We start from the raw sequence: 12,059 nt of genomic DNA, 5'->3' as shown, positions 1-12,059 counted from the left end.
TAACATTTAACAATTTGATTTTATTGAAATAAATTTTATTTTTTATCAGCAAAACAAAATTGTTGCTGTCTAACTAATATTCAATAATAATTGCTCGCTTTTTTTGTGAAGCAAATCGATGGTTGGCGCCCGGTCAACCCCGTTAATTGGAGTAAAACATGAGTGACTTATTAGGCATTGCCATCTTAATTTTATTTGGTGCCTTGTTTGCTATGTCAGAAATTTCCATTGCCGCTTCGCGGAAAATCAAGTTGAAAGTCATGGCTGATGAAGGCAATGATAAAGCTGAAGCTGTAATGCGTTTGCAAGAGCAACCAGGTAGCTTTTTCGCAATGATCCAAATTGCGCTCAATGCCATTGCTATTTTGGGCGGCATCATTGGCGAACAAACTCTGACTCCTTATACTGCTAGGCTCGTAGCGCTGGTATATTCTGGTCCATTGGCAGAACAAATTAGCTTTGTGTTATCTTTTTTAGCCATCACTTCGTTATTCATATTGTTTGCCGATTTATTGCCGAAACGCATTGCCATGATCATGCCAGAAGCTGTCGCCTCAAGAATCGTCGGCCTGATGAATGGCATCACCTATGCGCTTTCGCCATTTGTCATGTTTTTTAACAGCATCACAAATCTCGTGTTGCGTATTTTTAAGATGCCCACGGTTAGAGAGGATGTGGTCACTACTGAAGACATCGTCGCCATGATGGACGCAGGAGCCGAACATGGCTCATTGCAGCAACAGGAATACCAACTGTTGGGTAACGTGTTCGAATTAGAGGGGCGAACCTTGCCCACTGCTATGACTACACGAGACGCCATCATCTATTTTGATATCAAAGACGACAGTGCAACCATCAGCGCTAAGATATTAGAGCACCCACATAATTACTTCTTAGTATGTGACGGCCACTTGGATAAAGTCGTTGGCTCAGTCGAATCGAAACAGATTTTACGCCAATTGCTTAAGGGTGAATCTACTCACTTGAGTGACAGCATGATCCAAAAGGAACTTTTGTATTTACCCGAGACGCTAACCTTGTCGGAAGCCCTTAACGAATTTAAATCTGCGGGGCAGCCGTTTGCCTTAGTGGTAAATGAGTACGCTATGGTCGTAGGTCTTGTGACGTTAAAAGATTTGATGAGCAGTTTCATGGGGAATCTAGTCACCATCCACGGTGATGAGCAAATAGTTCAGCGTGATGCTAATTCTTGGTTAGTCGATGGTGTGACGCCGATAGTAGACTTAATGAAGCTACTAGACATCGCTGCATTTCCGAATGATAACCAGTATGAAACCCTTGCCGGATTCCTGATTTATACGTTAAAACGAATACCAAAACGCACTGATTACGTGATCCACGACGGATACAAATTCGAAGCCATAGACGTTGATGGCATCCGAGTCGAACAACTCTTAGTCACGCGCTTGACTGAACCTTCGGCAATAGCAAACGAAGACACGAATTTGGTACAGTAAGTTGTTTTAGCGCAACTTGTTTTTACGACTCACGCCATAACGCTTGCATGGCAGCAATGTTTTGTGACATTGCTGCCGAGTGAGAGGGTTTGTATGAACTAAACGGTTGCCTTTACTTGTTTACTTTGTCTTTAAGCACATAGATCTCGCCATCGAAACTGCCCTGTATTGTCAATCCTTGTCCCGCCAACTCTTTGAGGTAGTCGATATGATCTTGTGTGATATGCTGGCCCGGCACCAAGAGCGGAATGCCCGGTGGGTATGGAGTAACTAAACCGGCACAAATACGGTTGTTGCTCTTGCTGATAGGCACAGATTCGCGCTCGCCATAGAACGCGTCGCTTGGAATACAGGCTAGGTTTATAGCAGGTAAATTCTCAGGCAAGCGGGAGCGCCTCGTCGATTTTGATAGTTTCACCTTACCGCTGTCGAGTTTCTTCAAGGCATTATACAAACGAATGATCTTCGAACGCGTGCCCCCAAGTGTGAGTAAAACCAAAATGGTGCTGTGTGTGTATTTCTCTATCTCAAGGCCAATTTCGTCCAGCAGGAATTTATGAATATCTTTTAATGAATACGGCAACTCACTGATGTCGATGAGAATTTTTAACGGATCGTGTCCCATATTGTCATCGCTAAAGTGTGGGAATATTTTCATAAAATCTTGTTTACCAAGCACTTTAATATGTTTGAGTGATGCCATCTGTTGTTTAAATTCTTCCACGTGATTCAACAAGGCATTGAGCAATTTATAGCCTTCCATCTCCAATTGCTTCTGGCAGACATCGAGAGAGGCAATAAGCTGATATTTTGGCGATGTGCTGGCATAGATGCTATAAATTTCACGGAAAAAATCAGCATCGAAATCGGGATCATTTATATGAATATAAGACGCCTGAGAAAATGCTGACACCACTTTATGCGCTGAATGGGTAACATAGTCGGCTCCAGCATGAATGGCGGAATAATAGCGTAAGCTCGGGTGAAACAGCGAGTAAGCAAACCAAGCTTCATCGATAAACACCTTAATACCATGTTGATGAGCAAAATCTACCACTTGTTTCAGATCACTAAGCAGGCCATCGTAGGTGCAACCAGTGAGCACCAGCAATTTCGCATCGGTATTTTGTTCAATCGCAAGTTTAATGTCGGCTAATGACGGTGGTGCGAAAATGCCATATTTCGGATTTAAAATACTCGATAAATAGATAGGGAAACTGGCAGATTGCAGAATGCCATAGTGCACAGATTTGTGGCAATTACGGTCGATGATTACTTTATCCCCTTTGCGAAGTAGCGTTTGCAAAATAATCTTATTCGAGGTGGACGAGCCGTTCGTGACAAAATAGGTGCGCTTCACCTCAAACGTCGCGGCCGCCGATTCTTGGGCGCGGCCAATGGTGTTGGTACTGTCTGATAGTGAGCCTAACGAATCCACAGATACTGAGAGATCACCGACGAATACATTGCGGCCATAAAACTGATAAAAATCTTTGATATAAGGAGAGTTTCTAAAACTAGAACCGCCGCTATGACCTGGAGTGTGCCATGAATCGTTTGCTTCGCCAACGTAACGGCGATACGCTGTCCAGAAAGGGGTTTCTGCTCGGTCATCGAAGTCGTTGATCATATAGCCTAAAATCGCTTCAGGATCGGAAATTACTTCATCCTTGAAGAAGAAAGACTCGATTTCTTCTGATTCGTTGACGATTTCCAGCCCTTTTGTGTCGTCGCCAATTACATAAACCGGCAACTCGATACGTATTTCCTTTAGCTGCTCGATAAAGTGACTGTAAGTTCGTTCGCCAACCTTGTTGTGTACATCCCAACTCAGCACCACGGCCTGAATATCACCGTCTTCTTCCACAAATTCCAACGCTTGTTTCAGTTTGAGACATTCGATTATATCTATATGAATATCACTTCGTTCAAAATTAGGAATAGTGCTCGATAGATTCGTTGAAAGCTCATGCAAGGTGGCTGGGTCTTGCTCAATTAACAAGATACGAAATAAAGGTAACATAGGGCTATTCGCCATGAAATTTTTTAATACTCAGTAGCATAACCAAAGGATTGTAACTTGTGAAATTAATACTTTGAAAATGTTTCATTGATTATGCTATTTCACTTGCATGCTTGTACGTATGAATAGATTTTATTTACAAGGCTTGAAAACTAATTGAAACCAAAGCCCTGATACTCTTAGCTTAAAGAGCAGCAAGAAATAGGGAAGTTAATTGAGCAGGTTTGACAGGCAATAATTTCTTACACAGCGTTTTTGTCTTCGTTATTGGAAATATATAATCTGTTGGAATAATAAGGAGATAATATGAAAGTTTCTAATTGTTTATTCTATATACTTCTGTCCGGATGTCTTATCAGTATTTCTTCGTTAGCAAGCGAAATACATTTATCGGGAACATTAGTCGTCGTAAATAAAAAGGATGACACGGTTAACTTCATTGACCTAGAGAGCCGAAAAATCAAATTTACGCGTTCAACGTCTAAAGGGCCTCATGAATTAGCAATGAGTGCGGATGGACGTTTGGCTGTCGTCACAAATTATTCTGGCGGTAATAGTTTAACTGTTTTTGATGTTCAACAAGCTAAAAAGATAAAAACCATTGATTTGACTAATTACCCTTGGCCACATGGTGTAATGTTTTTGAACGACCAGCGAAGAGTGGCAGTATCTTCTGAAGGCTCCGATAGTGTAGTCATCGTTGATATTATTTTAGGTCAAATTACCAAGGTCATTGGTACTAAGCAAAAAGGCTCTCACATGGTGGCACTGCCTAAGTCTAGCAAACGCGTATATACCACCAATATGCATTCGAATACGGTATCAGAATTAGATGTTCATTCAGGTGCGTTGCTGCGAAAAATATCAACGCCTAATATACCTGAAGCTATCACGGTCAATAAAGAGGGGGCAGAGCTGTGGGTCGGGAGCAATGAAGATGGCTTGGTGACAGTATTTAATCTAACTAACAGTAAAGTGATTAAGCAATGGAGTGGTTATCGCTTTCCTTATAGAATTTTACTATCTAGTGATGAGCAGTTTGGCGCGATCCCTGACTATAGAAAAGATACGCTCGATATAATAGATATAAGAAACAAAGAGAAAGTGCACCAGATAGAATTTGATAGGGGAACTGGACCTAAAGGGCTAGTTTTTCATCTTGATGATCGTACTTTATTTTTATCTGCCTACGGCAAAGATAAGGTTTTGGTTATCGATACAAAATCAGGCGAAACGCTATTTGAATTGCCAACAGGAGGTGGGCCTGATGGTATTGGGTATTCGCCTTTGAAATTGCCAAAGTCTTATTTCTGATAGCAGGTGTTAACAAGTAGCGAACGGCAGTAGCCAAAACTGTCTATTTATCAGGGATTATTCTTGTTAAATGTCTACTGTTTATCAAGTTCTTATTATTTGGTTTGTTGGTGATTTTTAATTTAATCAATGGGTTATTGCGGTTTGGTGAAGATGTCTATACCGTTGGTAAATAACCTAGTGCTTGCTACTTCTAATCTAACGTGAATCCTTTAACCTGATATAAAAACGGTATATCCGTTTTGATGTTAAAGAGGGAAGTAAAGCATGTTAGCTTGGAAGGTAGTTGCTATTAATTTTATAGTTTTAGCGTTAGTTGGGTGTGTAAATGAAGATAAAAATAAAGATGATGCCCCATTGGGTAACATTGAAATATCCTGCGCTACACAACTCGATAAGAATGAATCTTTATGGCGAGTATTAAATTATCGTTATTTTTGGAATGACGAACTTGACCAAAGCACCAATCTATCGGATTTTGATTCTCTTGCTGCGCTAATTGAAGACGTAAAACGAAAAAATCCACAAGACCGTTTTACGAGTATTCAATTACCTGAAACTGGCAGCCTAGTCGATGCTATCGAAAATGGCAGTATGTTAGACAATGGGCTAACACTCACCTTTTCAAACGATAGGAGCGCAGTTTTAGCAAAACTAGTATGGCCTAATAGTCCGGCGAGTGAACTGGGGATCAAGCGTGGAAATAAGATTATTTCTATATCAGGTGTGTCTATTGCTGATCTACTTGCATCAGAAGAAGAACCACAAAAGACAATAATAGACCTATTGTATAATAGCAACGAAGTAGCCATACACTGGCAAGATCATAACAACGATGAGCATCACGGTGTACTTTCTCAGCGCCGTTTCGATTTGCAAACCGTGTTTCACAGTGAAGTCATTAACATAGAAGCTAGCAAAGTCGGTTATATGGTATTTTCAATGTTTTTGCCAACTTCTGTGCCTGAACTTAATAATGCTTTTGAGCTGTTTATTGATGCTGAGGTTGAGCACCTTATCATTGATCTGCGTGCCAATGGTGGAGGATGTTGTGTTGATGGCCTTGAGAGTCAGATTGCAGGAGATTACGTTATTGGTAATCTCGCGGGGCGAACAATATTTAACGACAATTTAAGTGACAGGAATAGTTCGTTTCTTTTCGGCTTAAATGACAGCATACCTGCTTTTAATATGAATTCAGTGACATTTCTTACCAGTAAGAATAGCGCTTCAGCAAGTGAAGGTTTGATATCGAAACTATCACCCTACATCGAAGTTAACACCGTTGGAGAGCAGACATATGGAAAAACAGCGGGACAAGCTATTCATAGTATCTGTGGAGAGACGGTGTACCTTACAGAATTTACTATTGAGAATGCTATTGGTGAGCGTATTCCGCCTGAAGGGCTTTCGCCAACATGTTACGTAGAAGACACTTTTAAACCTATATGGGGAGATCCTACCGACCCAGTATTGGCGGAAGCACTTTACCTATACAATAATGGATATTGCTCAAATTAAGTAATACAGGCTTGAAAGTAAAAGCGATTAAATGATGACATTTGCTACATAAGATTGGCGCTATTGGGTAGCGCCAATTTTTATTGTTTCTGGCTTGCTATCAGAGAAATAATTTTCAAAACAATCATTAAGTTAATCGAATGGGGTTTTCACAAAGCAGACTTATTCTGACTTTTCTTTAAACTCACACAAATCTTCAATAATACAAGCACCACATCTTGGTTTACGGGCAACACAGGTATAGCGGCCATGTAAAATTAGCCAGTGGTGTACGTCAACTTTGAATTCTTTGGGAACCACTTTGAGTAGTTTCTGTTCCACCTGATCAACATTTTTGCCTACAGCAAATTTGGTGCGGTTAGAGACACGATAGATATGAGTGTCAACTGCTATGGTAGGCCAGCCGAAAGCAGTGTTAAGCACTACATTAGCGGTTTTTCGACCAACGCCGGGTAGGGCTTCTAAAGCTGCGCGGTCTTCGGGAACTTCTCCACCATGTTTATCTACCAAGATTTGACAGGTTTTGATCGTGTTTTCTGCTTTGGTATTAAATAGGCCAATAGTTTTAATATAAGACTTTAGTTTTTCTAGCCCTAAATCAAGAATGGCTTGCGGTGTATTTGCTACTGGATATAACTTATCGGTTGCTTTGTTTACGCCAACATCTGTCGCTTGTGCTGAGAGCAATACAGCAATTAACAGTTCAAATGGCGTTGAAAAGTTTAGCTCTGTAGTTGGATGAGGGTTGTCGTCTCTTAATCGGGTAAGTATTTCAAGTCGCTTTTCTTTATTCATAGTATTTTTATTATATTTGTTATTAGACTAACACCTAATTGTCAAAATTAACGCGTACGCGTTCAATCGATTGTTCTTTTTTAGATTTTGGTTGCTTGTCTTTTAAGTAATTATCGATTGCGTTTTTACCCGCAATTAAAAAGCCCATTGCGATAAAGGCACCTGGCGGTAATATGGCAAGTAGAAACTGGCTATCAAGTTTGAATACCTCAATTGTTAATACGGTTGCCCAATCGCCAAATAGCAGCTCTGCACCATAGAATAAGGTACCCTGACCAAGTAGTTCGCGAATAGCACCTAACACGACAAGTACAAGCAAGAATCCAAGCCCCATCATGAAGCCGTCAAATGTTGCTAGGTTGACAGGATTTTTAGATGCATAAGCTTCTGCGCGGCCGATAATTGCACAATTGGTGACAATCAAAGGAAGAAAGATACCCAACGATTCGTATAGATCATAAGTAAATGCATTCATGAGCAACTGAACACAGGTGACGAATGCGGCAATTATTAACACAAAAATGGGAATACGAATTTCTTTTGGTACCCAATTTCTAATCGCTGATACAGTTGCATTGGAACATACCAGCACGAAGAGGGTTGCCAGTCCTAAACCGAGGGCATTGATAACGGTTGACGTTACGGCTAACAGCGGACACAAGCCAAGTAATTGTACTAATCCCGGGTTGTTTTTCCATAACCCTTGCCAAGTCAATTCTTTTAATTCATCGGAAATGTTCACGATTTACTCCGGCACAGTTGTTCATTAGCCAACAGGCTATCTTTGTGTTCATTAACATATAACACAGTGCGTTTTACCGTATTTACTACGGCTCTAGGGGTAATGGTCGCGCCAGTGAATTGATCAAATACGCCACCGTCTTTTCTAACTCCCCAACGCATATCTTTCTCACTTTCTACATGGTTGTCGGCAAAACTCAATATCCAATCATCTTTACGCAATTCAATCTTGTCACCTAAGCCTGGTGTTTCTTGGTGTTTTAGCGTTCGAACGCCCGAAACTGTTCCGTCTAATGTCATGGCAACAATCAAGTCTATGTTTCCATTATAGCCGTCAGGCGCTGATGTCGTAATTGCGATTGCTACGGGGTTGTCGTCTTTTTTAGCAATGTAATAAGTTTGTAGCTTGGAGCTGAATGATTGATCATTGAGTAAATGACAATCCTGATATAAATCATTGTTATGAGAACTCGGCTCAATAATACTTGCGAGTGTATTGAGCAGCTGCGCCTGTTCTTGTCGCTCTATGCGCGGTTGTGTGAGCAGGCTGATTATACCAACGATGGTTGTTGCAACAATGGCATAAATGGCAAGCAACATCGCATTTTTTTGAATGGCATCTTTCACGCTAACTCCTCTTAGTGTCCGTAAGTTCTAGGACGTGTGTATTGATCAATCAGTGGCGCAGCCATGTTGCACAATAACACTGCAAAAGCGACAGCATCTGGATAGCCGCCATATTTGCGAATGATAAATACTAGAAAGCCTGCGAGTGCACCGAAAATGATTCGTCCTTTCGTACTTGTAGCGCCAGAAACAGGATCTGTGATGATAAAAAAAGCCCCAAGCATTACTGCACCATTTAACCAATGGAACATCGTTGAAGCGTTGGTGTCAGGGCTGACCGTAAACGCAATTAACGTACAAACAAAAAGGCTGAACAAAAAACTCGCGGGCGTTGCAAGCGGAATTGCTTTTTTAGCTAACAGAATAATCCCACCTAATAAGAAGGCGCCATTTAGCCATTGCCATCCCACGCCAAAGTGGTCGCCAATAACCACAGATCGCATGCTTTCTTCGATAGTCTTACCTAGTGTTAAATTTGTTTTCACTGTATCAAGCGGTGTAGCCATAGTAACGCCATCAATGTGTGTTCTAAGCTGCTCTACCGAATAGCCTTCTCTTGTGAAATCTGAAAAAATAACATACAAGGTATCGATAAAACCTAGGTCGACATTCATTAGTGATAATGGTGGTTGCCAAGAAGTCATTTGCACCGGAAATGAAATAAGTAGCATCACATATCCTGCCATGGCCGGATTAAAAGGATTATGACCTAATCCACCGTATAGATGTTTGACAATTGCAATGGCAAACACAGTCCCTAATACAGATATCCACCACGGAGCGAGTGCAGGCAAACTAATACCTAATAATACCGCTGTCACTATTGTGCTTCCATCAAACAATTCATTGCTAATGGGGCGCTTACGTAAGGATAAGATTGAAAATTCCGTAAACAATGCAACGGTGATAGCAAGCGTTATATGGATGAGGTTGCCCCATCCAAAAAAGTACCATTGCGTTAATATTCCGGGAATGAGTGCGTAAATGACGAGCCGCATTAATGCAGACGTTTTACTTTGTACATGCTTATGAGGTGAACTTGCGATCCAAAATGTCATGACGTTATTCAGACTCTAATTGTTGTTTTTTAGCTTTAGCTTTTGCAATGGCAGCCGCTATCTTTTCTTGTTTTGTTCGGGCGACGCTCGCAACAGGCGATGGTTTCGTTGCCGACTTTTCTTCCAATGCTTCTTGTGAAGATGCCTTGGAAGTGTTTGTTGTAACAGTATTTTGCTTTTTGGCTTTAGCTTTTGCGATCGCTGCTGCTATTTTAGCTGATCGATCATCGGTATTTTTATTGGTCGATTCTGTAAGAGGTTCTTCAACGACTGCAGAGTTTTCTTGGACCTCTGTTACAGACTCGGCCTTTTGCAAGCTATCTTGGGATTCTGCTGGTTTGGACGCTTGTTTCTTTGTTTTGGCCTTAGCGACAGCAGCCGCAATTCTGTCGGCTTTCGTCTTCTTAACTGTTGTACTTTCTTCTGTGATTTCTTCTGTCGTATTGTTCAGTGCCTCATTTTCTTTTGATTCAGCACCAGAAGACTCTGTATTGGACAAGGCTTCACTGGCTTGTTTTTTCTTGGCTTTCGCTTTTGCCACTGCAGCCGACACTCGGTCTGATTTTTTTGGCGGTGGCGTTTGTTCAACGTCGTCAATCGCGGCGGCGTCATTGTTCTTAGCTAATTTTTTTGCTTTAGCTTTTGCCACTGCCGCAGACACTCGTTTTGACTTCGTTTCTTGATTTGTTGTTGCACTGCTGGCATCAGAAGCACTTACTTCAATAGATTGAGGCGTTTGCTCAACAGCGTCGGATTTTTGTGCTTTTTTAGCCTTCGCTCTAGCGATCGCATCTGAAACTTGTGCCTTTTTATCGTCTTTTACATCGTTGCTGTTGTTTTGCTCTACCTGCTCGCTTTGTTGTGCTTGTTTCTTTGCCTTAGCTCGTGCTATTGCGGCAGCTGCTTTTGATTTTGCAGTTGTTTCAGGTGCTTCGTCGCTAATACCTTGGTTCTTTTTCGCTTTAACGCGGGCTAGCGCGGCAGCAACAGCGGATTTCTCTTTAGTGCCTTCAGATGAGCCTGAATTCATGCGTGCTCTTCGCGCTTCAGACGCTCTACGTTGTTTTTCTTCGCGGGCTTTTTTCTCACGCTCTAGTCGTGCTTTTCTCGCTTCAAATCGTTGTTTCGCTTTTTCCGCTTTTACATCAGCCAACTGCTGCTGTCTAATTTCAGCTTTTGCGACACGATAATAATGTACTAATGGAATGTGGCTAGGACAAACATAAGCGCATGCGCCACACTCAATACAATCAAACAAGTTCAACTTATTGAGTTGGTCGTGATCTTTCGCTTTAGCGCTCCACTGTAATTCTTGCGGCAATAATAAGCTCGGACAAACGTCGGCACATTGACCACAACGAATACACTCGATTTCTTGTGAATCATTCGGTATTTCTTCTTCGCTGGGGGCAAGGATACAGTTTGTAGTTTTTACTACGGGCACTTTTGGAGAAGGCAAACTGAATCCCATCATTGGCCCCCCCATAATGATGTGCTTTTTGTTATGTTGTTTATAGTTGCATTGTTCAATTAAGAACTCTATAGGCGTACCAAGTAACGCCCATACGTTTTGTGGTTTTTCTAAGCCTTGCCCACTTACCGTAACCACACGTTCAATTAATGGTTTGTCATTTAGTACGGCATCTGCGATCGCGTAGCAAGTGCCAACGTTTTGCATAACAATGCCAAGTGCACTAGGCAGTACACCAGAGAGCACTTCTTTACCTGTTAGCACCTGAATGAGCTGTTTCTCACCACCTGTAGGGTAAATCGTTGGTAATACACATACTTGAATTTTTTCGTTATGTGCACTCAACTTTTGCAAAGCGTCAATTGCTTCAGGTTTGTTATCTTCAATACCAATTAAGATATGCTTGGGCGAAATGATGTGATCGAGGATTTCAATGCCGTCGATGATCATCGCGGTTTGTTCACGCATCAATAAATCATCAGCAGTAATATAAGGTTCACACTCGGCTGCATTGATGATCAAAAAATCAATGGGGGCAATCGTTCCAACCTTGATATGACTTGGGAAGCCAGCCCCCCCCATGCCAGAAATACCCGCTTGGTGTATCTTGCTGACAATGTCAGATTTATTAAGTTCGCGATAATCAGTACATATTTGTCGCTCACACCATTGGTCTAAGCCATCTGTTTCAATCAGAATACAGGGTTCAGACATGCCTGATGGATGCGCAATGACACATAATTCGATAGATGAAATAGTACCGCTAGTAGGCGCGTGCACTGGCACTGCCATAGGCGTTGAATTTTTTGTGAGTGGCTGTCCCTTTAATACTTTTTGACCTACTTCCACGATAATGTCACCAGCGTCACCAATATGTTGACGAACTGGTACTCGTAGCAGTGGCGGAATTGCCATTTTTTTGATCGGTTTATCTGTGGTTAAAAACTTTTGGCTAGGTGGATGAATCCCGCCATGAAATTTCCAAAATTTTCCGCGCTTAATGCGTTCGATAATAGATTCCAAAATTTCTA

Annotated in this window: 9 protein-coding genes; 3 read left to right on the top strand and 6 right to left on the bottom strand. The window is 41.5% G+C overall.

The annotated features are described in order from the left end of the window. The first annotated feature begins 158 nt into the window (after positions 1–158). Positions 159–1,478, top strand: a complete 1,320-nt coding sequence (gene paeA, locus ACSLUK_RS13710; protein ID WP_448549233.1) for a polyamine export protein PaeA — start codon at positions 159–161, stop codon at positions 1,476–1,478. A gap of 112 nt (positions 1,479–1,590) precedes the next feature. On the opposite strand, the gene ACSLUK_RS13705 is transcribed toward paeA, so the two are convergent. Continuing rightward, positions 1,591–3,501, bottom strand: a complete 1,911-nt coding sequence (locus tag ACSLUK_RS13705) for an aminotransferase class V-fold PLP-dependent enzyme (protein ID WP_448549316.1) — start codon at positions 3,499–3,501, stop codon at positions 1,591–1,593. Between the two features lie 306 nt (positions 3,502–3,807). Between ACSLUK_RS13705 and ACSLUK_RS13700 the strand changes: the two genes are divergently transcribed. Further along, positions 3,808–4,815, top strand: a complete 1,008-nt coding sequence (locus ACSLUK_RS13700) for a YncE family protein (RefSeq protein WP_448549232.1) — start codon at positions 3,808–3,810, stop codon at positions 4,813–4,815. A 267-nt stretch (positions 4,816–5,082) separates the two neighbouring features. Further along, the gene (locus tag ACSLUK_RS13695; RefSeq protein ID WP_448549231.1) at positions 5,083–6,336 is read left to right on the top strand and encodes a S41 family peptidase; all 1,254 of its coding nucleotides are present in this window, start codon (positions 5,083–5,085) and stop codon (positions 6,334–6,336) included. A 162-nt stretch (positions 6,337–6,498) separates the two neighbouring features. Here ACSLUK_RS13695 and nth read toward each other — a convergent pair whose 3' ends face one another. Genes nth through rsxC form a run of 5 tightly spaced genes read right to left on the bottom strand, consistent with a single transcriptional unit; the run spans position 6,499 to position 12,051 of the window. Further along, positions 6,499–7,131 (bottom strand): endonuclease III, encoded by a 633-nt coding sequence (gene nth, locus ACSLUK_RS13690; RefSeq protein WP_448549230.1) that lies wholly within the window; start codon positions 7,129–7,131, stop codon positions 6,499–6,501. Between the two features lie 34 nt (positions 7,132–7,165). After that, complete coding sequence (rsxE, locus tag ACSLUK_RS13685; RefSeq protein ID WP_448549315.1) at positions 7,166–7,867, bottom strand: electron transport complex subunit E; 702 nt, start codon at positions 7,865–7,867, stop codon at positions 7,166–7,168. Positions 7,868–7,869: 2 nt separating this feature from the next. Next, positions 7,870–8,499 carry an electron transport complex subunit RsxG gene (rsxG, locus tag ACSLUK_RS13680; protein ID WP_448549229.1) on the bottom strand — a complete coding sequence of 210 codons (630 nt, stop codon included), beginning with the start codon at positions 8,497–8,499 and terminating at the stop codon, positions 7,870–7,872. 11 nt (positions 8,500–8,510) lie between these two features. Further along, a complete protein-coding gene (gene rsxD / locus ACSLUK_RS13675; RefSeq protein WP_448549228.1) occupies positions 8,511–9,557 on the bottom strand; it encodes an electron transport complex subunit RsxD in 1,047 nt (348 codons plus the stop codon). Between the two features lie 4 nt (positions 9,558–9,561). Further along, complete coding sequence (gene rsxC / locus ACSLUK_RS13670; protein WP_448549227.1) at positions 9,562–12,051, bottom strand: electron transport complex subunit RsxC; 2,490 nt, start codon at positions 12,049–12,051, stop codon at positions 9,562–9,564. Between the last annotated feature and the right edge of the window lie 8 nt (positions 12,052–12,059).

The sequence above is a fragment of the Thalassotalea fusca genome (assembly GCF_053485835.1).
Note: the sequence above shows the minus strand (reverse complement) of the source record. Positions and strands in the feature narration are given on the sequence as shown.

What these genes read in the sequence shown, in the direction of transcription:
- ACSLUK_RS13700 (WP_448549232.1), top strand. Translation starts at nt 3,808, where the DNA reads ATGAAAGTTTCTAATTGTTTATTCTATATACTTCTGTCCGGATGTCTT.
- paeA (WP_448549233.1), top strand. Translation starts at nt 159, where the DNA reads ATGAGTGACTTATTAGGCATTGCCATCTTAATTTTATTTGGTGCCTTG.
- ACSLUK_RS13705 (WP_448549316.1), bottom strand. Translation starts at nt 3,501, where the DNA reads ATGTTACCTTTATTTCGTATCTTGTTAATTGAGCAAGACCCAGCCACC.
- rsxD (WP_448549228.1), bottom strand. Translation starts at nt 9,557, where the DNA reads ATGACATTTTGGATCGCAAGTTCACCTCATAAGCATGTACAAAGTAAA.
- ACSLUK_RS13695 (WP_448549231.1), top strand. Translation starts at nt 5,083, where the DNA reads ATGTTAGCTTGGAAGGTAGTTGCTATTAATTTTATAGTTTTAGCGTTA.
- nth (WP_448549230.1), bottom strand. Translation starts at nt 7,131, where the DNA reads ATGAATAAAGAAAAGCGACTTGAAATACTTACCCGATTAAGAGACGAC.